This is a genomic window from Mesorhizobium sp. RSR565B (assembly GCF_054719465.1).
In genome coordinates this window covers 1,802,433-1,821,489 of sequence record NZ_JBTTIE010000001.1, presented here as the reverse complement: position 1 = coordinate 1,821,489, position 19,057 = coordinate 1,802,433, and the positions used below count along the sequence as shown (strand labels likewise).

The window sequence follows — 19,057 nt, the reverse complement described above, 5'->3', positions numbered from 1 at the left end:
CCAATTCAGAGCGCCGGACCCAGCCGAACAGGGCTGCCATCATGGAAGCGCGACAGCCGGAAGCGGCTGAGGTCGTGCCCGGTCTGGTTTCCCTGGATCATGTCGGCAACGACCCGGCCTATGCCAGGCCCGATACCGAAGCCGTGACCGCTCATTCCCGTCGCGACGAAAAGACCGCCGACGGCCTGCACATGATCCACGATGGGGACGACGTCCGGCATGGCGTCGATCATGCCGCCCCAGCCTGCCTTCAGGCGAACTGTTTCGAGCTGTGGAAAAAGACGTCCGAAATTGCGTTCTATGGAACGCAGCCCGGCTCGTTCAGGGGGCGGGTTCAGCACCCGCATTTTTTCGAAAGGACTGACGGAATCCGGCGCCCAATCGCGCGGCGTCGACCAGGCGTCAGGGTAGCCTGACGGGGCGAACGGAAAGTAGCGTGTCCCGAACGGATTGTCCCTGAGGGCGGGAAGGTAATTGGTGGCGTGCCGGAATGCGTCAGGCCCCAGGTAAAGCAAATGGCTGCCGCCCGCGGCGAGCGTATATCCGCCATCCTGCCTGCGCCGGAACGCGATGTGTTCGTCGGCGGCCGCACCTGCATAGACCTCAGGCATGGGCTCCGTTGCGGCTGCGGTTACTCTGACGCTGAGCTGGGGGATGGAGATGCCGTGTCTGCGCAAGAACAGAGATGACCAGGCGCCGCCGGCGACCAGCACGCTGGAGGCCTCGACATACCCCGCCTCGGTCCACACGCCCTTGATCTTGCCGCCTGAGATTTCGAGGGTTCGCGCCGCACAATTCTCGACGATTTTGACGCCTTTTCGCGCGGCGAGCCGGGCAAGTGCGGGCACCGCCAGCCAAGGCTCCGCCCGCATGTCGGAGGGCGTCGTCATCGCGCCCTTGAATTTGCGCGACATGCCTTTGATGAGTGCCGCGGTTTCGTCTGCATCCAGGAGACGGGTGTCGAGCGCATGCGTCGCAGCGATCTTCATGAATGCTTCGAAGCCGGCCATGTCCTTGTCGGTCTTCGCCAGGTAGGTCACACCTGTCTGGGTCAGGCCGATGTCCTCGCCGCATTCCTCAGCCAGTTGCCGCCACAGGCGAATAGCCTCTATGACGATGGGCAACTCGTCGGCGTCGCGTCCCTGCTTTCGGATCCAGCCCCAATTGCGGGACGACTGTTCGGCCGCAATGCGTCCTTTTTCCAGCAGCGTCACCGGGATGTTCCGCTGTGCCAGGAAAAGCGCCGTCGTCACACCGATGATGCCGCCACCGACAATGACCACCTCCGACGTTTTCGGCGGTGGGCCAGGATGCCGGATTGGATCCGTTTCGGAGAACGGGAATATGGGCAAGTGGCGCACCCTGAGGACTGGTTGATGGCTCTGGCTTACTGGTTGCCACCCACTCGAAGCCAAATCAAGGACAGGTCCAGGCAGACCGTTGTCCCAACGAAGTCAATCTATCTGCGGGCAACATCCACATGGGTGAACTTGCCCAGCGGAGCAATTGGATTAATCCCTAAACCGGCGCGCCGGCGACCGAGCCTCTCACCACCAGGTCGACAGGCCAGACCTCGCCCCGCGCCCCTTCTTCCAAGCCGGAAATGCGCGCTGCCAGGCGTTCGGCGATGCGGGCGCCGGCGAGGCGGATCGACGAGCGCGTCGTCGACAGCGGCACGGAAAAATTCTCCGGCTTCAGCCATGGAAAGACGTCGTCATGGGCAATCAACGACAGGTCGCCGGGAATGGTCAGGCCAAGGTCGCGCACCGCGCGCACGACGCCGAGCGACATGATCAGGCTGGAGCAGGCGATCGCCGTCGGCCGCTCGCTCTGTTCGAGCAGGCGCCTGGCGGCGCGGTAGCCGTTCTCCTCGGTCATGGTGAGTGAACAGACATGGCGCTCGCCGAGCGTCAGGCCGCTCGCGGCCAGCGCCCTGCGCATGCCGCGCTCGCGGTGGATGGCGAAGGTCTCGCGGTCGTCGCCATTGATCAGCGCCAGCCGGCGGTGGCCGAGCTGAACCAGCAGCCGGGCGGCGTCGTGGAAGCCGCCCTCATTGTCGATGTCGGTGAAGGGGTAGTCGAAATCGAAGCCTTCGCTGCGGCCATGGACGATGAAGGGAATGCCGAGCGTGTTGACCAGCGCCACCCGCCGGTCGGCCGGGCGCGGCGAGGAGATGTAGACGGCGTCGACCTGGCGGTTGGCGACGATGCGGCGATAGGTGGTTTCCTGGTCGTCGGCATCGGCCGGCGACAGCACCAGGTCGAGCTCGTGCGAGCGGGCATAGTCGCCGAGACCCGACAGGAACTCGACGAAATGCGGGTCGATGTCGACGGAGGCGCCCGTCGGCAGCACATACCCGATCATGCCCGTCTTGCCGGTCGCCAGCCGGCGCGCGCTCGGGTTGGGCCGGTAGCCGTGGCGCTTGGCGGCATCCACCACACGCCGGCGGGTTTCCTCGTTGACCTCGGGATAGCCGTTAAGCGCACGGCTTACCGTTGTCTGCGACAGGGCCAGCATATGAGAGAGCTGCTTCAGGTTCACTGGCAGGCCTCCAAGCCTCAAAGCGCTTTTAATTTTGAAGCCACGCGGCGCCACAAGGGCGCGGCCGAGCTGGTCGACCATACGCACTGGTCCGGCCAGTTTGAAGCTTAATACGGTGCTGCACCGCCGTAAAACTGTGCTGCAGTGCACTTTACCAAGTCTTGCGGCCCGCAATTAAATCGATTAGCCCACCGCCCTCTTGACTTCCAGCCGATTCAATGGCGAGATCAAAAAGACCAAAGCGCTTTGGAAGACTCTTCGAAAGGTTGCGGTTCCTTTCTGAACGAGTCACAGTCCTGCAGCGTCGGCGGGCGGAATGGAGGTTCCGCCCGGGTGTATGTGTCCACACTGGGAGGAATACCGATGAAGAAGATGCTTCTGCTTGGCGCAGCGTTTGCCACGCTCGCCTTGTCCCTGCCGGCGCAAGCCGAACTGAAGTTCAAGCCCGGGGAAGACAAGCGCTTCAACTGGGCCAATTACGAAGAGCTGAAGAAGGTCGATCTCAAGGGCGAGACGCTGACCATCTTCGGGCCTTGGCGCGGCGAGGACGAAGGCCTCATCCGCACTGTTCTCGAATATTTTCAGGAAGCCACCGGCGCCGAGATCAAATACTCCTCGTCGGAAAATTACGAACAGCAGATCGTCATCGATACCCAGGCCGGCAGCCCGCCCAATATCGCCGTACTGCCGCAGCCGGGCCTGATCCAGGATCTGGCGTCCAAGGGCCTTTTGACGCCGCTGGGCGACGACACCGCCAAATGGATCAAGGACAATTACGGCGCCGGCCAGTCATGGGTCGATCTCGGCACCTTCAAGGACAAGGACGGCAAGCCGGGCTTCTTCGCCTTCCCCTACAAGGCCGACGTGAAATCGCTGGTCTGGTATTCGCCCGACAATTTCGAGGAAGCCGGCTACAAGGTTCCCAAGACCCAGGAAGAGCTCGCCGACCTCGAGAAGAAGATCATCGCCGACGGCGGCACGCCGTGGTGCATCGGCCTCGGCTCAGGCGGCGCTACCGGCTGGCCGGCGACCGACTGGGTCGAAGACATCATGCTGCGCACCCAGGCGCCCGACGTGTATGACAAGTGGGTAAAGAACGAGATCCCGTTCAACGATCCGGCGGTGGTCAACGCCATCGACATTTTCGGCAAGATCGCGACCGACGACAAGATGGTCGACGGTGGGGCCAAGGCGGTTGCCGCGACCGACTTCCGCGACAGCCCGAAGGGCCTCTTCTCGGTGCCGCCGAAATGCTACCTGCACCATCAGGCATCGTTCATCCCGACCTTCTTCCCGGAAGGCACAAAGGTTGGACAGGACGCCGACTTCTTCTACTTCCCGCCCTATGCATCCAAGCCCGAGCTGGGCACGCCTGTGCTCGGCGCCGGCACGCTGGCCATGATCACCAAGGATTCGAAGGGTGCACGCGCGTTCATCGAATTCCTGAAAATGCCGCTGGCACATGAAATCTGGATGGCCCAGGGCGGCTTCGTCACGCCGCTCAAGTCGGTCAACAAGGATGCCTATGCCAGCGACGCGCTGAAGAAGCAGGGCGATATCCTCGCCAATGCCTCGACCTTCCGCTTCGACGGTTCGGACCTGATGCCGGGCAAGATCGGCGCCGGCGCCTTCTGGACCGGCATGATCGATCTGGTCGGCGGCAAGTCGGCGCAGGATGTCGCCACCGACATCCAGAAGAGCTGGGACGCTATCAAGTAGTCAGCTGGCAAGCAGTCAGCTGGCAAGTAACCACTGCCAAGTAATCAGCCGCTTTGGCGGCAAATTCAGGACTTCCTCCACAGACTGGGTCCGGGCCGCTATGGCCCGGATCCGACCGGCGCCTTACGCCGGACCGATTTGCGTTCGTTCGTTTCAGAATAACTTAAATCGGCGCAGAGCCACATCGCCAGGGCTGTTCAAGGCCCGGCCGATCATGCGCAGGGAAGAGGGACCCATGGCTGCTCAGATCTTATCGGCCATTTTTGTCATCATCATCGGCGTCGGCGGCTGCGTCGCCTATTTCTGGGGCGCCAACAAGCTGGTCGACCTGATATTCCCGTCGCGCGGCGTGGCCGGGGCTGCGGCCATCGACAATCTGCGCCGGCAAGGACTGGTCCGTCCGTGGCTGTTCGTCGGCCCGGCGATGATCATCCTCACCGTCTACCTGATCTATCCGGTGGTGGCGACGCTCTGGCTGTCCTTCCTCGACCGCGGCGGCCAGCATTTTGTCGGCTTCGCCAACTATGAATGGGCGTTCGGCGACCGCGAGTTCCGCAACTCGATCCTGAATAACATCATCTGGCTGGCGGTGGTGCCCGCCGCCTGCACCTTTCTAGGGTTGATAATCGCCGTGCTCACGGACAAGATCTGGTGGGGCACAATCGCCAAGAGCCTGATCTTCCTGCCGCTGGCGATCTCCTTCGTCGGCGCCAGCGTGATCTGGAAATTCATCTACGAATATCGCGGCGAGGGCCAGACGCAGATCGGCCTGCTCAACGCCATCATCCAGTATTTCGGCGGCCAGCCGCAGGTCTGGATATCGCTGCCGTTCTGGAACAATTTCTTCCTGATGATCATCCTGATCTGGATCCAGACCGGCTTTGCCATGGTCATCCTGTCTTCGGCGTTGCGCGGCATCCCCGAAGAGACGCTTGAAGCCGCGGTCATCGACGGCGCCAATCCGTTCCAGATCTTCTGGAAGATCATGGTGCCGCAGATCTGGGGCACCATCGCCGTGGTCTGGACGACGATCACCATCCTGGTGCTGAAAGTGTTCGACATCGTGCTGACCATGACCAATGGCCAGTGGAACAGCCAGGTGCTGGCCAATCTGATGTTCGACTGGATGTTCCGCGGCGGCGGCGATTTCGGCCGCGGCGCCACCATCGCCATCATCATCATGATCGCGGTCATCCCGATCATGGTCTGGAACATCCGCCAGGCGAACAAAGAGACGGGAGGACATTGAGATGGCCGTCGCGACCGGGAAGTCCTTTGCCAGCCGCTTCGGCGTCCACATCGCCGTGCTCCTCTTCGTCGCCATCTGGACCGTGCCGACGCTCGGCATCCTGGTCTCGTCGCTGCGCGACAAGGACCAGATCATCGCCTCGGGCTGGTGGAACTCGTTCTCCAGCTCCAGCCAGACTGAAGCTGGCCGCCTGCCGCCGGCCTCGGCGCAGGTCGAGAAGGACGGCAAGTTCGTGCTTGCCGGCAACATCTTCGGCGACGGTGCTGCGCGCAACATCAGCGCCTTCGGCGTCAAGTCGGCGGCACCGACGCAATATCCGGCCGGCACCACTGCCGATCTCGGCGACGGCGTGACCTTGCAGCTCAATGCCGACGGCACGTTCGTCATGAGTTCGCCCAAGGCTTTCGAAGGCGACCGTGGCCAGCGCGTCTATTACGCCTCGTCGGCGCCACCGAAATTCACCACCGACAATTACAAGACCGTGCTGTTTTCGGAGGGCATCGGCCGCTCGTTCATAAACTCGCTGACCGTTACCATCCCGGCGACGGTCATCCCGATCCTGATCGCCGCCTTCGCCGCCTATGCATTGGCGTGGATGCGTTTTCCCGGCCGCGCCTTGCTGATCGCCACAATCATCGGCCTGCTGGTCGTGCCGCTGCAGATGTCCTTGATCCCGCTTTTGAAGATCTACAACGGCGTCGGCATCTTCTTCGGTGTGCCGTCGAAAACCTATCTCGGCATCTGGCTGGCGCATACCGGCTTCGGCCTGCCCTTCGCCATCTATCTCCTGCGCAGCTATATTGCCGGCCTGCCGCGCGAGATCATGGAATCGGCGCGCATAGATGGCGCCAGCGATTTCGAAATCTTCGTCAAGATCGTGCTGCCGCTGTCCTTCCCGGTGCTGGCGTCCTTTGCAATCTTCCAGTTCCTGTGGGTGTGGAACGACTTATTGGTGGCAATGGTTTTCCTCGGTACCGAAGGGGATCAGATCGTGCTGACCGCGAAGCTCAACGCACTGCTCGGCTCGCGCGGCGGCGACTGGGAAATCCTGACGACATCGGCCTTCGTCACCATTATCGTGCCGCTGATCGTGTTCTTCTCGCTGCAGCGCTATTTCGTCCGCGGGCTGCTGGCCGGCTCGGTCAAAGGAGGTTGAGACTTATGCAAGCCGCTTTGAAGGCGACCTCGAAGCCCGATCTCGCCGTCGATCGCGACTGGTGGCGGGGCGCGGTGATCTACCAGATCTATCCGCGCTCCTATCAGGACTCCAATGGCGACGGCATCGGCGACCTCAAGGGCATCATCCGCAGGCTGCCCTACATCGCCTCGCTCGGCGTCGACGCCATCTGGATTTCGCCCTTCTTCAAGTCGCCGATGAAGGATTTCGGCTACGACGTCTCGGACTATTGCGACGTCGACCCGATGTTCGGGACGCTCGCCGATTTCGACGCGCTGGTTGCGGAAGCCCATCACCTCGGCCTCAAGGTGATGATCGACGAGGTGCTGTCGCACACCGCCGACAACCATCCATGGTTCAAGGAGAGCCGCGCCAGCCGTAGCAATCCCAAGGCCGACTGGTATGTCTGGGCCGACGCCAGGCCGGACGGCACGCCGCCCAACAACTGGCTGTCGATCTTCGGCGGCTCGGCCTGGCAGTGGGACACCAGCCGCCAGCAATATTATCTGCATAATTTCCTGTCCGAGCAGCCGGACCTCAACTTCCACAATCTGGAAGTCCAGGACGCGCTGCTCGACGTCACCCGCTTCTGGCTGGAGCGCGGCGTCGACGGCTTCCGCCTCGACACCATCAATTTCTACTTCCACAGCCAGGGGCTGGAGAACAATCCGCCGCTGCCGCCCGAAGAGCGCAACGACCAGACAGCACCTGCGGTCAATCCCTACAACTACCAGGACCATATCTACGACAAGAGCCGGCCGGAAAACCTTGCCTTCCTCGAACGGTTCCGGGCGCTGCTCGACGAATATCCGGCGGCCGCCGCGGTCGGCGAAGTCGGCGATTCGCAGCGTGGGCTGGAAGTGGTCGCCGCCTACACCGCCGGCGGCAAACGCGTCCACATGTGCTATTCCTTCGATTTCCTGGCGCCGGAAAAGATCAGCGCCGCCAAGGTGCGCCAGGTGCTGGAAGCCTTCGGCAAGGTCGCCAGCGACGGCTGGTCGTGCTGGGCCTTTTCCAACCACGACGTGATGCGTCCGGCCTCGCGCTGGGCCGCCGACGAGGCCGACCCGGCCGCCTATCTGAAGGTTATCTCGGCGCTGCTGATGTCGCTGCGCGGTTCGGTCTGCCTCTATCAGGGAGAGGAGCTTGGGCTTGGCGAAGCCGAGTTGCAGTTCGAGGATCTGCAGGACCCCTACGGCATTCGCTTCTGGCCCGAATTCAAGGGCCGCGACGGCTGCCGCACGCCGATGGTGTGGGATGCAACCGCCAGCAATGCCGGCTTTTCGACGGCCAAGCCCTGGCTGCCGGTGCCGGGCAAGCACTTGTCGCAAGCGGTCAATGTTCAGCAGGGCGACGCGGCCTCGCTGCTCGAGCACTACCGGCGCTTTCTCGGTTTCCGCCGCCAGCATCCGGCCCTGGCCAAAGGCGACATCGAGTTCATCGAAAGCGAGGGCGACACCGTCGCCTTCACCCGCCGTGAGGGCAATGAGCAGATCGTCTGCGTCTTCAATCTGGCCAGCAAGCCGGCCGAGGTCGATCTCGGTGGTCAGGCGCTGCTGCCATTGGCCGGGCACGGTTTTTCGGGACAATCCGGCACAGGTTCCATCCGCCTCGGCGGCTACGGCGCCTGGTTCGGGCGCATCGACTGAGTTTTTGACGAAACTGGATTTTTTGAGGAAATCCAGGTTCTCTAGGGAAATCACTGGGAGGAAATTATGGCCGATGTCACGCTGAGACAGGTGAAGAAATCATACGGCAATCTGCACATTCTCCACGGCATCGACCTCGACATAAAGTCGGGCGAGTTCATCGTCTTCGTCGGCCCGTCGGGTTGCGGCAAGTCGACCTTGCTGCGGTCCATCGCCGGGCTTGAGGAGATCACCTCCGGCGAGCTGAAGATCGCCGGCGAGGTGGTGAACGACGTGCCGCCTTCCAAGCGCGGCATTGCCATGGTGTTCCAGTCCTATGCGCTCTATCCGCACATGACCGTCTACGACAACATGGCCTTCTCGATGAAGATCGGCAAGGAAAGCAAGGCCGAGATCGACAAGCGGGTGCGGCAGGCCGCCGAAATCCTGCAGCTGACCAAATATCTCGACCGCCTGCCCAAGGCCATGTCGGGCGGCCAGCGCCAGCGCGTCGCCATCGGCCGGGCCATCGTGCGCAACCCGAAAGTGTTCCTGTTCGACGAGCCGCTGTCGAACCTCGACGCGGCGCTGCGCGTCGCCACCCGCATCGAGATCGCCAAGCTGAAGGAATCGATGCCTGCCACGACCATGATCTACGTCACCCACGATCAGGTCGAGGCGATGACGCTGGCTGACCGCATCGTCGTGCTGAAGGATGGCCATATCGAGCAGGTCGGCACGCCGATGGACCTCTACAAGAAGCCCGGCAATCTGTTCGTTGCCCAGTTCATCGGCTCGCCGGCCATGAACATCCTGCCGGCGACAATCGACAGGACGGGCAACCCGACAATCGTCAGCCATGTCGGCGGCCGCAAGGCAACGGTGCCGATCGCAACGCCGGCGTCAGCAAAGGGTGCGGCAGTCAGCTTCGGCGTGCGGCCGGAGGATCTGTCGGCCGCCACCGGCGCGGAATATCTTTTCGAGGGCGTGGTGGACTATGTCGAGCAACTCGGCGAGGTGCAGCTTGTCTATGTCGATATCGGCCGCGCTGACCTGCCGTTGGTGACCAAGCTGCCCGGCAATGTCGAGGTCAAGCGCGGGGCAAAGCTGCGACTGACCGCGGATGCCGGGGACCTGCACATCTTCGACGCCGATGGGCACTCCTTCTCGCTCAAGCCGGTGGAAGTGAAGGCGGCTTGAGATAGCTGCGTCGTACAGGCATGAAAAAAGAGCGGCGGGCCAGGCCCGCCGCTCTTTTTTAAGCTTCGGCTGTTAGTTGTTGCCGAACCGATCCCTGTCGCTGCTCTGAGGAACGAACTTCTGTTGGTCGTTCGACGAGTTCAGCAGCTTGTAGACCGCCGAGTTGGTGCCGGTCGACGAAGTGCGGGTGGTGTCGACGGCAGCGGCCGGCTGGTTGGCGCCATTGGAGCCATAATTGTCGCTGCCGGCAAAGGCAGCGCTCGAAACAGCCAGAACGGCTGCGGTGGCAAGAACAATCTTCTTCATTTTAGTCTCCTGAATTTTTCTGATGCCGCCAGCTGCAGCGGATAAGCCCGCCACGTGCTGGAAACCGGCTTTTAGCGGCCGAAAAGGTTACGGTCGGCACCGTGGGCAGGCGCCTGCTCGGCTGGAGCCGACTTCTCAACCGAAGCCGTATGGCCACTATCGGTCGACGTAATCGCAGGCTGGTTGGCGCCGTTCGAACCGTAGTTGTCGCTGCCGGCGAAAGCGCTGCCGGAGATGGCCAAAACGGCGGCGGCAGCAAGGATGATCTTTTTCATTTCAAATACTCCTGAATTTTTTGGGATCCCGAGAGCGACGGGTTAGCCGCCCTTCTTTGGTCGGGATCAGCGATTGCCGTAGAGGTCGCGGTCGGCGCCCTGAACGACAGGCTGCTTGTCAGCGTGCGCCGGCTTCTGAATGGAAGCCGTATACGAGCTGTCGACCGAGACGGCTGGCTGGTTCGCACCATTGGAAGCGTAATTGTCGCTACCGGCGAAGGCGCTGCCGGTGATCGCCAAAACGGCTGCGGCAGTGAGGATGATCTTTTTCATTTTTAGTACTCCAGTTTGTCTGTCCGTCTAGCGGCGTGTCTTGGGAGGAATTCGCGTCGTTCGGACAGCCCCGATGTGGGAAAGCCATAGGCTGGTTTCCAATCACGAAGTTGTTCCGTGTGGACCACGGTCCTGCACCTTGAAATTGTGCCAGGAAGTTCCTCTATGGTCATTTATCGCATTGTTTTCAGCTGCTTATGTCGAACCGAGTGGTTCGCTCCGGTGTCGGTTTCCGGGCCGTCGTTCACACCGTCCTGCACGCATTGTCAACAGAAACGAACCGTTCGGTTCGATTAGAGATTGCTAATAGTAACTTTTCGATACCGTTGAGCCCTTTTTGCCCCCGATCGGAACTGGATCCGCAGCGATTCGAAACGGCGATGATGGCGTCGCAAGAAACGTCTCAGCTCTTTGACCGGCGGCGGGGGGCGTATGCCGCGCGTGTCGCGCCGCATGGATATGATGTCGCTTTCATGCCGACGTCGCGATCGCTGCCGTGATTAGATGATGGCATCTCAGGTGCCGCTTCGTGACGACGCAGCGGAGAATTGGGAAGCCGGTCAGAATCCGGCGCTGCCCCCGCAACGGTGGTGGAGTTGAAGTCGCAACGGGAGACCACTGGGCAAGAGCCTGGGAAGGTGTCGCGATGGTCCGCAAGGACAACTCCAGAGCCCGGAAACCAGCCCGAGATGCATAGACTCGACTGATCGCGGTGGGCGGTCAAGAGGTGGATAGTGCATGTCCGGCGCCGCGCCGGCCTGCGTCCGATCCTTCCTCCATCACCACCAAGTTCAGTCCTTAACCCACGAGGACAGAACTATGGATACGCGCAACGACATGCTGAGGCTCCTGAACGGCCGCAAGCAAGGCTTTTCGCTGGAACAGCCCTTCTACACCGACCCGGACTATTTCAAGCTCGACATGGAGCTTATCTGGTATCGCGACTGGCTGTTCATCGGCCATGATTGCGAACTGCCGAAGCCCGGCAGCTATATCACCGTGCAGATCGGCGATTATCCGGTGGTGCTGGTCCGCGACCAGAAGGGCAACATCAACGCCTTTCACAATTCCTGCCGCCATCGCGGCAGCCGTGTCTGCAACACTGAGAAGGGCATGGCGGCAAAGCTTGTCTGCCCCTATCACCAGTGGACCTACGAGCTTGACGGCCGGCTGCTGTTTGCCCGCCAGATGGCCGACGGTTTCGACAAGAGCCAGTTCGGCCTGAAGCCCGTCGCCTGCGAGAGCGTCGGCGGCTATATCTTCATCTGCCTGGCAAAAGAACCTGCCGACTTTGCGCCGATGCGCGCCATGATAGAGCCCTACCTCAAGCCGCACGGGCTGAATGAAGCCAAGGTCGCCTTCGAGAGCACCATCATCGAGAAGGGCAACTGGAAGCTGGTCTGGGAAAACAACCGCGAATGCTATCACTGCGCCGGCAATCATCCAGAGCTGTGCAAGACATTCCCCGAAGCGCCGACGGTGACCGGCGTGCAGGGCGCCGACAGCGATCCGGAGATGCTGGCGCACTGGGCGAAATGCGAGGCGGCGGGCCTGCCGAGCAAGTTCCGCATCGATCCGGCCGGGCAATACCGCGCCACCCGCGCGCCGCTGCTGCGCGATGCCGTCAGCTACACGATGTCGGGAAAGCGCGCGGTGACGAAGAACCTGTCCGACACTGTTGCCGCCGACCGCATCGGCACCTTGATGCACTACCACTATCCGACGACTTGGAACCACATCCTGATCGACCATGCGGTCACCTTCCGGGTGCTGCCGATCAGCGCCACGCAAACCGCGGTGACGACCAAGTGGCTGGTGCACAAGGATGCGGTCGAGGGCGTCGACTACAACCTTGAGGAGCTCACCCATGTCTGGACCGAGACCAACGACCAGGACCGCCGCATCGTCGAGGAAAACGCCTTCGGCATCCTGTCGCCGGCCTATGAGCCCGGCCCCTATTCGGAGCTGCATGAGGGCGGCGTGATCCAGTTCGTCGAATGGTACGCGGCCTTCATCGGCCCGCGCCTTGCCGAAGGCGGCCGGCCGGCGCTGCGCAGCGTCGCGTGAACTGGAGCAGGCGAAGAGGGACCAGAGGATGAATGCGATGACGGATCTTGGGCTCTATCGCCATCTCGACCAGATGGCGCCGTGGAACGATAGGCTGCAGGTGCTGGAAGTGATCGGCGTCAGCGACGAGGCGCCCGACGTCAAGACCTTCACCTTCCGCTCCGACAACCAGACCTGGTTCCGCTACAAGCCGGGCCAGTTCCTGACGCTGGAACTGCCGACACCGGACGGGCCACTGATGCGCACCTATACGCTGTCGTCGTCGCCATCGCGGCCGTTTTCGATCGCGGTGACGGTCAAGGCGCAGGCCGGCAGCATCGGCACGCGCTGGATGTTCGACAATCTGGTGCCCGGTTCGCATGTCAAGGCCTACGGACCGGCCGGCGACTTCTCGTTGCACAGCCACCCGGCGGCCAAATACCTGTTCATTTCCGCCGGCTCCGGCGTGACGCCGATGATGTCGATGCTGCGCTGGCTGAACGACTGCGCGCCATGGACCGATGTCGGTTTCGTCAACTGCGCGCGGCGTGCCGAAGAGATCATCTTCCGCAAGGAACTCGAACTGCTCGGCGGCCATATGCCCGGCCTGTCGCTCGGCTTCATGATCGAGGAACGTTCCAGCCGCGAGGGCTGGTACGGTCATATGGGGCGCATCGACGCGATCCGGCTGCCCTTGCTGGCTCCGGATTTCCGCGAGCGCGAAATCTTCTGCTGCGGCCCCGATCCGTTCATGCGCGCCGTGCGCGGCATGCTGGATGCCGCCGGCTTCGACATGACGAAATACCATCAGGAGAGCTTTGCCGCGCCTGTGATGGAGGAAATTCCGGCGCCGTTTGCCTCCCCGGTCGAGGACGGCATCGCTGCACCTGTCGAAGCCGTGACGCCGATCCGCTTCTCGCTTTCGGAGGTCGATGCCGGCTGCGTCGCCGGCCAGACCGTGCTGCAGACCGCGCGCAGCTCGGGCGTGCGGATTCCCGCCGCCTGCGAGTTCGGCCTGTGCGGCACCTGCAAGGTGAAGAAGGTCTCCGGCGAAGTCGAGATGAGCCACAATGGAGGCATCCTCGACCACGAGATCGATGACGGTTTCATCCTTGCCTGCTGCTCGAAACCGTTGTCGGCGCTCGAAATCGAGGTTTGAGCGGCGCCGATATCACCGCAACGGTCGCCGACGCAGGCGTTGTGTTCGCGGGTCTTTGTCTTGCCAAGCATAGGCCGAGTGATTTAGACGCACTTAGGAAGGGCTGGCAGACCGTGAAACCGGCGCATCCCTTCATGGGCGCATGGAACGGGGGACAGAGCGATGCAACAGCGGGTCTACGCGGTCGCAAGCAAGGACATCGTTTTCGAATCATTCGATGGCGAAGCCGTCGTTCTCGATCTTTCGAACGGTAAGTATTTCGGCTTTTCCGATTCCGGCAGCCGGGTCTGGCAGGCTTTGTCGTCCGGCGTCGCCACTGAAGCGCTGGTCGGAGCTGCCGCGGGCGCCGCAAAAATAAGCCTGGCCGACCTCGAAAGCTTCGTTGCCCGACTGCTCGATTTCGGGTTGCTTGCGCCAGCCGAAACACCGGCACAACCGCTTTCGGGCGAGCTGTCGTCTGCGCTTGCTGCCAGCAATGAGCCGCTCAAGGTCGATGTCCATGACGACCTTGCCGATCTCATCATTGTCGACCCGATCCATGAGGTCGAGGAACCTCTCGGCTGGCCGGCGGTGAAACAGGCATAATCGTTTCCCTAAAGCGCGTCGCGTTTGAACGGACTCAGGCGACGCGGTTTAGATCTGATTTTATGCATGTCGTCGTCTCAAAACCGGGGCCACCCCGAGCGACATGCATCAGGCGACCCGGCGCAATTCTGGACGCTGAACAACCAACACATGCCTTTGATCACGCTGCAAACCCTGCCGGATTATGCCCGCCATGTGCTGGCGGCCGCGGAAAGCGCCGCCGCATTCTATCCCGTTACCGCCAGCGTGCGGTTGCCGGGACTGGAGCTGAGTGTCCACCTCGACCATGGCACGCTGGCGGAAGCCATGAGCCATGCCTTCATACCGGCCCCGGAAAATCCGTCTGCATCTGACGGCTGCCGCATTTTCGTCGCCCACCCGGGCATCGATGGCGTCCTCGCCCCGGCCACCTGGGGCCGAGGCGATTACAACCATCATGCCTTTGCCAACCGGCTGGAAGAGGCCGGATTGCGCGGCAGCTACTATCATGACCTCGATTTCTGGCAGTTCCATGATCCGCAACGCCATGTCGGGGCGCAGCTGATGATGGCGGCCGAGGCCTTTCCGCCATGGGAACAGGCGGCGCCGCTGCGCGCCTTCCTGCATTGGGAATATGCGGCGCGCGGCATGCGGCTTACCCATGCCGGCACGCTGGGCATCGATGGCAAGGGCGTGTTGCTGGCGGGCTCCGGGGGAGCCGGAAAATCGGGAACAGTCGTCGCCGGCCTGCTCAATGGGCTCGATAGCGTCGGCGACGACTATGTGCTGATCGACCGGACCGGGGGGGTGACGGCCTATCCGCTGTTTGCCACGCTCAAGCAGGATCCGGAGGGCTTCAAGCGGCTGAAGCTGGAGGAGCGGCTAAAGTCGTACCAACCGCTGAACTGGCAAGGCAAGCATGCCTTTCACATCAACGAGATCGCGCCTCGACCAACTCCTCCAAGTCTGGACATTATTGCTTTGATAGTGCCCCATATCAGGGGAGGTGCGAGAAGCTCGGTCATGCCCATATCGCGCAAGGATGCCATGATCGCCCTCGCGCCGTCAGGAATCGTGCAGATGCCGGGCGAGCGGGAAGCGGGCTTTCGCTTTTTCAGCGAGCTTACCCGCGATCTGCCATGCTACCGGCTGTCGCTGGGGACCGAGCCGCGCGAGATCGCCGGCACGATTGCGGATTTCGTCCTTCGGGGCTCCGCATGAAGTTGAGCGTCATCGTGCCGGTCTGCAATCGGGAGATCTATGTCGTTTCGACGTTGCGGTCCCTGCTCAGGCAACGCGACGATGCCGATCTCGATATCATCGTTGTCGACGATGGCTCGACGGACAGCTCCGTTGAAGCAGTCCGCGCCATCATGCGGGAAGCGTCGTGCATCCGCCTGTTCCAGCAGGCAAACCAGGGCGTGGCCAACGCGCGCAACACAGGGCTGAGGCAGTTGCTGCCGCAAACCGAACTGGTGTCGTTCCTGGATTCGGACGACGTCTCGCCGGCTGGACGATTCAAGACTGGCCTACCCCTGTTCGCGGCCGACCCTGCGCTCGAGCTGACCTACTCGCTGATGACGCGCGTCGATCTCATGGACGACGAAGCCCTTCAGCCGGCACCGGGCGGCGCAGGTCCCACCGTGCGCGGCGTCAGCCTTAGCGCCGGGATATTCCGCAGGGCACTCATCGACCGTACAGGTGCTTTCGACGAGGAGTTCCGGCAGGGCGAAGACGCCGACTATCTGCTGCGCATTTTCGAAACCAGCCCAAAGCACATTTTTCCCGACACCGTCGCGGTATACTACCGGCGCCACCCCGGCAATTTGACCAAGCAAAGGGATGTGGCGGTGCGCGAATACCTACGTGTAATTCAGAAATCCTTGCGGCGGCGCAAGGCCGATCCGTCGCGGCGCCCGGTCGAGGGGCTTTTCGAGATCAAGCGCCCGGCAGAGTGGTGAAAGAATGAATAGATCACAGCCTGGAATGCGTGCGTGAAGCTGAGCGTGATCATGCCGGTCTACAACCGCGAACGCCATGTCGGCTCGGCGCTGCGCTCGCTGCTGAGGCAGCGCGATGCCGCCGATCTCGACATCATCGTTATCGATGACGGTTCGACCGACAGTTCGGTGGCGGTCATGCGCTCGCTGATCGCGGAGGCGCCGTGCATTCGCCTTTTCCAGCAGCAGAATGCCGGGGTGACGCGGGCACGCAACGCGGGCTTGCGGCAATTGCTGCCGCAGACCGGGCTGGTATCGTTTCTCGATTCCGACGACATTTCCCCGCCGGGCCGCTTCAAGGCGGATCTGGCCTGTTTCGACGCAGACCGCACCCTCGAGCTCACCTATTCGCGCATGACGCTGGTCGACGACATAGATGACGATACGCTGGAGCCGACAGCCGACAGCCACTCGGTGACGGTTCGCGGCATTCACCTGTCTCCCGCCATCTTCGTCCGGCGATTGGTCGAACGCATCGGCAGCTTCGACGAGGATTTCCACCAGGCCGAGGACACCGACTATCTGCTGCGCACTTTCGAAAGCGGGCCGAAATTCACGATGCCCGACACTGTTGCGCTCTATTACCGGCGCCATCCCGGCAACATGACCAGGCAGGCCGATGTTCCTTTTCGCGAATTCATGCGCGCCGTCTACAAGTCGATGAAACGGCGCGAGGCCGACCGCTCCTTGCACCCTGTCGACGGCATCTTCGATTTCAAGGAACTTGCGAATTGGCGTTTCCTGTGATGGCCAGCTACGGCGTCGTCATTCCGGCCTTCAACGCGACCGCCACCATCGCCGAGACGCTGCGATCGGTCGCGGCCCAGACGGTCCAGCCCGACGCCATAATCGTCGTCGATGACGGCTCGACCGACGATACGGTCGCGGTGGTCAATGCGCTGGGCATGCCGGTGCAGGTGTTGCGCCAGGACAATGCCGGACCAGGCAGCGCCACCACCAGGGGCATCGCCGCGCTGGCGACGCCCTTCGTCGCCACGCTCGATGCGGACGATCTGTGGCTGCCGACCAAGATCGAAAGGCAGCTGGAGCATTTCGAGCGGTTTCCCGCGACGGCAGGAGTCTTTGCCCACTGGCGGACGTTTCGCGATGACAAGCCCGATGTGCAACAGGACGTGGCCGTGGCGGGCTGGTCGCGCACGACGATGATGATCCGCCGGGAGGTAGCCGAGGCCGTCGGTCCGATCATCGACCCGCAAGGCGGTCGCGGCGACATGGTCGACTGGATCGCCCGTGTCCGCGAGGCGGGCTTTGCGCTTGCCATGCTCGACGATGTCCTAACCTTGCGCCGCATCCGGCCCGACAGCATGTCCTATGGACGCGACCCCGTGCGCGACCGCGGTTATGTCGAAGTCGTAAGGCTGGCCATGCAAAGGCGAGCAGCGAAAAAGGCGAGCGCCGACTGATGGCCAATGCCATGCGCCGTATCGGCCGTCGGTTTCCGGACTATGGTTGGTCATGGCCCACTGGCGGCCTCGACCAGTTGCTGAAGGCCGCATTGCTCCCCGATGAAGAGGCGGCCGGGGGCTATGCGGCGCGCTGGCTCGACGAGAACGATATCGACCATGCTGCTTTCCGCGAGCATCGGCTGCTGGCCGCGATCTCCGACAGGTTCGGCCGCAAGCTCGCTGGGCATCCGGCCTATCCACGTCTTGTCGGCCTGCAAAAGATGCTGTGGACCAAATCGCGACTGGCTGCGCGCGAGGCCGAGCCGGCGCTACAGGCCATGATCGACGCCGGCTGCGCGGTGATGCTTATCAAAGGCGCCAGCCGCATCGCCGTCAACGCGTCGGCGCAGCGCGGCCGGGTGGCGCATGACATCGACATACTGGTGCGCTCGCAGGCCATGATTGCCGCCTTCGATGTGCTTAGCGAACGCGACTGGCAGATCGCCACCGGCGTCAGTCCGCAATATCTGCGCACCAGGCTGGCGTCCTTGCGTTCGATGAATTTTTTCAAGGGCAGTTTCGGCGACATCGACCTGCACCAGCTCGCTTATGACGGGTCGCAGCAAAGCGCGGAAGATGATCTGGCGATCTGGCAGCGGGCGCTGTCAGCCGATTTCAATGGCGTCCGCGTGCTTGTTCCCTCTCCGGCCGACCGCATGGCGCTCGCCATCGCACATGGCGGCCTCGATGCCCACACCCACAGCGACTGGCTGGTCGACTGCGCCGTCGCCATCGAGGGCGACGAGGTCGACTGGGACGTGTTCGCCGATATCGTCGCCAGGCGCCACCTGGCCGTAGCCGCGGCGGTGGCGCTGTCCTACCTCAGCCTGGAAATCGGCATTGCAGTGCCGCCGGCTGAACTGGCACGGACGGTTGCGAACGCCGATCACGCCGGCCTGTCGCGCTGGTCCTCGGTGCTGCAGGCCAAGCCGCGCACCGATTTCGGCGGTCTCGTCTGGCTGTCGCGCGGCTTTGCCAAGCAGTTGCGCCTGAAACGCAAGAAGGGCCGACTGCAGCATCCGACGCCTGCTGCCGTCTGGCGCGGCAGGCCGACATTGCGCAAGGCAAGAGCGACGCCGGAACCGTTCGCGCTTTCTCAGGCCCTGCCGCGTCCGGACAGGACTGGAGAGATGATGCTGGACGTCACCGTCAGGATCGTCGTTCCGCCAGTCCGCCGCCGCATCGAGATGGAAATCAATGCCGGCAGCGGTCACGTCGCCCGCTTGCGTTCCATGGTGATCAGCCGCGCCGGCGGCGGACGTGTGCTGCGCTTTCGCGGCAAGGTAACGGTGGACGACACCGGCCGGCCTCTGGTGATCGAGGCACGGCCATCGCGCCAGTTCCGCAACTGGGACAATGAGGCCGAAGTCGCCGCCTATGGCGCGCTGCCGTTCCAATTGCTGTCGGCAAGGTTTTCACCCGCCTGAGAGCGGTTCGCTGTCTCCATGAAACGG

18 protein-coding genes and 1 riboswitch are annotated in these 19,057 nt (G+C 62.5%); of the genes, 13 read left to right on the top strand and 5 right to left on the bottom strand.

Going from position 1 to position 19,057, the window contains the following annotated elements; translation table 11 throughout:
• Window positions 1-5 precede the first annotated feature (5 nt).
• Together ACYG9R_RS08665 and ACYG9R_RS08660 are read right to left on the bottom strand one after the other, a co-directional pair.
• Window positions 6-1,352 (bottom strand): NAD(P)/FAD-dependent oxidoreductase, encoded by a 1,347-nt coding sequence (locus ACYG9R_RS08665; protein ID WP_023696898.1) that lies wholly within the window; start codon window positions 1,350-1,352, stop codon window positions 6-8.
• Window positions 1,353-1,518: 166 nt separating this feature from the next.
• Window positions 1,519-2,541, bottom strand: a complete 1,023-nt coding sequence (locus ACYG9R_RS08660) for a substrate-binding domain-containing protein (RefSeq protein WP_023684299.1) — start codon at window positions 2,539-2,541, stop codon at window positions 1,519-1,521.
• 363 nt (window positions 2,542-2,904) lie between these two features.
• Here ACYG9R_RS08660 and ACYG9R_RS08655 point away from each other — a divergent pair, with 363 nt between their 5' ends.
• The 5 genes from ACYG9R_RS08655 to ACYG9R_RS08635 all read left to right on the top strand — a co-directional run bounded on the left by ACYG9R_RS08655 (window position 2,905) and on the right by ACYG9R_RS08635 (window position 9,514).
• Window positions 2,905-4,260: an ABC transporter substrate-binding protein gene (locus tag ACYG9R_RS08655; protein WP_023668892.1), complete on the top strand. Its 1,356-nt coding sequence runs from the start codon at window positions 2,905-2,907 to the stop codon at window positions 4,258-4,260.
• 235 nt (window positions 4,261-4,495) lie between these two features.
• Window positions 4,496-5,509, top strand: coding sequence for a carbohydrate ABC transporter permease (locus ACYG9R_RS08650; RefSeq protein ID WP_023668891.1), 1,014 nt, complete (start codon window positions 4,496-4,498; stop codon window positions 5,507-5,509).
• A gap of 1 nt (window position 5,510) precedes the next feature.
• The gene (locus tag ACYG9R_RS08645; RefSeq protein WP_023823864.1) at window positions 5,511-6,665 is read left to right on the top strand and encodes a carbohydrate ABC transporter permease; all 1,155 of its coding nucleotides are present in this window, start codon (window positions 5,511-5,513) and stop codon (window positions 6,663-6,665) included.
• 5 nt (window positions 6,666-6,670) lie between these two features.
• Entirely contained in the window at window positions 6,671-8,335 is a 1,665-nt protein-coding gene (gene bglA, locus ACYG9R_RS08640; RefSeq protein ID WP_031198273.1) for a beta-galactosidase BglA, read from the top strand.
• A 66-nt stretch (window positions 8,336-8,401) separates the two neighbouring features.
• Entirely contained in the window at window positions 8,402-9,514 is a 1,113-nt protein-coding gene (locus ACYG9R_RS08635) for an ABC transporter ATP-binding protein (protein ID WP_023668888.1), read from the top strand.
• A 72-nt stretch (window positions 9,515-9,586) separates the two neighbouring features.
• On the opposite strand, the gene ACYG9R_RS08630 is transcribed toward ACYG9R_RS08635, so the two are convergent.
• The 3 genes from ACYG9R_RS08630 to ACYG9R_RS08620 all read right to left on the bottom strand — a co-directional run bounded on the left by ACYG9R_RS08630 (window position 9,587) and on the right by ACYG9R_RS08620 (window position 10,368).
• Window positions 9,587-9,820 carry a DUF680 domain-containing protein gene (locus ACYG9R_RS08630; protein ID WP_023715518.1) on the bottom strand — a complete coding sequence of 78 codons (234 nt, stop codon included), beginning with the start codon at window positions 9,818-9,820 and terminating at the stop codon, window positions 9,587-9,589.
• A gap of 71 nt (window positions 9,821-9,891) precedes the next feature.
• The gene (locus tag ACYG9R_RS08625; protein WP_023668886.1) at window positions 9,892-10,095 is read right to left on the bottom strand and encodes a DUF680 domain-containing protein; all 204 of its coding nucleotides are present in this window, start codon (window positions 10,093-10,095) and stop codon (window positions 9,892-9,894) included.
• Window positions 10,096-10,161: 66 nt separating this feature from the next.
• Entirely contained in the window at window positions 10,162-10,368 is a 207-nt protein-coding gene (locus ACYG9R_RS08620) for a DUF680 domain-containing protein (protein ID WP_023823863.1), read from the bottom strand.
• Window positions 10,369-10,868: 500 nt separating this feature from the next.
• Window positions 10,869-11,070: riboswitch (cobalamin riboswitch) on the top strand.
• 117 nt (window positions 11,071-11,187) lie between these two features.
• On the opposite strand from ACYG9R_RS08620, the gene ACYG9R_RS08615 reads away from it, so the two are divergent.
• The 8 genes from ACYG9R_RS08615 to ACYG9R_RS08580 all read left to right on the top strand — a co-directional run bounded on the left by ACYG9R_RS08615 (window position 11,188) and on the right by ACYG9R_RS08580 (window position 19,030).
• Window positions 11,188-12,435 (top strand): aromatic ring-hydroxylating oxygenase subunit alpha, encoded by a 1,248-nt coding sequence (locus tag ACYG9R_RS08615; RefSeq protein ID WP_023823862.1) that lies wholly within the window; start codon window positions 11,188-11,190, stop codon window positions 12,433-12,435.
• Between the two features lie 37 nt (window positions 12,436-12,472).
• Window positions 12,473-13,573, top strand: a complete 1,101-nt coding sequence (locus ACYG9R_RS08610) for an FAD-binding oxidoreductase (protein ID WP_023823861.1) — start codon at window positions 12,473-12,475, stop codon at window positions 13,571-13,573.
• A 162-nt stretch (window positions 13,574-13,735) separates the two neighbouring features.
• Window positions 13,736-14,158 carry a PqqD family protein gene (locus tag ACYG9R_RS08605; RefSeq protein WP_023696905.1) on the top strand — a complete coding sequence of 141 codons (423 nt, stop codon included), beginning with the start codon at window positions 13,736-13,738 and terminating at the stop codon, window positions 14,156-14,158.
• Window positions 14,159-14,308: 150 nt separating this feature from the next.
• On the top strand, window positions 14,309-15,358 hold the full coding sequence (locus tag ACYG9R_RS08600; RefSeq protein ID WP_023745156.1) for a hypothetical protein: 1,050 nt from the start codon (window positions 14,309-14,311) through the stop codon (window positions 15,356-15,358).
• Entirely contained in the window at window positions 15,355-16,098 is a 744-nt protein-coding gene (locus tag ACYG9R_RS08595; protein WP_023742566.1) for a glycosyltransferase family 2 protein, read from the top strand. Before ACYG9R_RS08600 ends, ACYG9R_RS08595 begins: the two co-directional genes overlap by 4 nt.
• Before the next feature lie 33 nt (window positions 16,099-16,131).
• Window positions 16,132-16,884, top strand: a complete 753-nt coding sequence (locus tag ACYG9R_RS08590; protein ID WP_023823860.1) for a glycosyltransferase family 2 protein — start codon at window positions 16,132-16,134, stop codon at window positions 16,882-16,884.
• Window positions 16,869-17,561: a glycosyltransferase family 2 protein gene (locus tag ACYG9R_RS08585; RefSeq protein WP_245260052.1), complete on the top strand. Its 693-nt coding sequence runs from the start codon at window positions 16,869-16,871 to the stop codon at window positions 17,559-17,561. The genes ACYG9R_RS08590 and ACYG9R_RS08585 overlap by 16 nt, the downstream gene beginning before the upstream one ends.
• Window positions 17,561-19,030 (top strand): nucleotidyltransferase family protein, encoded by a 1,470-nt coding sequence (locus tag ACYG9R_RS08580; RefSeq protein ID WP_023823859.1) that lies wholly within the window; start codon window positions 17,561-17,563, stop codon window positions 19,028-19,030. Before ACYG9R_RS08585 ends, ACYG9R_RS08580 begins: the two co-directional genes overlap by 1 nt.
• The last annotated feature ends 27 nt before the right edge of the window (window positions 19,031-19,057 follow it).

Coding starts and splice junctions, on each gene's coding strand:
- ACYG9R_RS08615 (WP_023823862.1), top strand. CDS start 11,188: ATGGATACGCGCAACGACATGCTGAGGCTCCTGAACGGCCGCAAGCAA.
- ACYG9R_RS08635 (WP_023668888.1), top strand. CDS start 8,402: ATGGCCGATGTCACGCTGAGACAGGTGAAGAAATCATACGGCAATCTG.
- ACYG9R_RS08610 (WP_023823861.1), top strand. CDS start 12,473: ATGACGGATCTTGGGCTCTATCGCCATCTCGACCAGATGGCGCCGTGG.
- ACYG9R_RS08630 (WP_023715518.1), bottom strand. CDS start 9,820: ATGAAGAAGATTGTTCTTGCCACCGCAGCCGTTCTGGCTGTTTCGAGC.
- ACYG9R_RS08580 (WP_023823859.1), top strand. CDS start 17,561: ATGGCCAATGCCATGCGCCGTATCGGCCGTCGGTTTCCGGACTATGGT.
- ACYG9R_RS08650 (WP_023668891.1), top strand. CDS start 4,496: ATGGCTGCTCAGATCTTATCGGCCATTTTTGTCATCATCATCGGCGTC.
- bglA (WP_031198273.1), top strand. CDS start 6,671: ATGCAAGCCGCTTTGAAGGCGACCTCGAAGCCCGATCTCGCCGTCGAT.
- ACYG9R_RS08620 (WP_023823863.1), bottom strand. CDS start 10,368: ATGAAAAAGATCATCCTCACTGCCGCAGCCGTTTTGGCGATCACCGGC.
- ACYG9R_RS08625 (WP_023668886.1), bottom strand. CDS start 10,095: ATGAAAAAGATCATCCTTGCTGCCGCCGCCGTTTTGGCCATCTCCGGC.
- ACYG9R_RS08595 (WP_023742566.1), top strand. CDS start 15,355: ATGAAGTTGAGCGTCATCGTGCCGGTCTGCAATCGGGAGATCTATGTC.
- ACYG9R_RS08605 (WP_023696905.1), top strand. CDS start 13,736: ATGCAACAGCGGGTCTACGCGGTCGCAAGCAAGGACATCGTTTTCGAA.
- ACYG9R_RS08645 (WP_023823864.1), top strand. CDS start 5,511: ATGGCCGTCGCGACCGGGAAGTCCTTTGCCAGCCGCTTCGGCGTCCAC.
- ACYG9R_RS08600 (WP_023745156.1), top strand. CDS start 14,309: ATGCCTTTGATCACGCTGCAAACCCTGCCGGATTATGCCCGCCATGTG.
- ACYG9R_RS08655 (WP_023668892.1), top strand. CDS start 2,905: ATGAAGAAGATGCTTCTGCTTGGCGCAGCGTTTGCCACGCTCGCCTTG.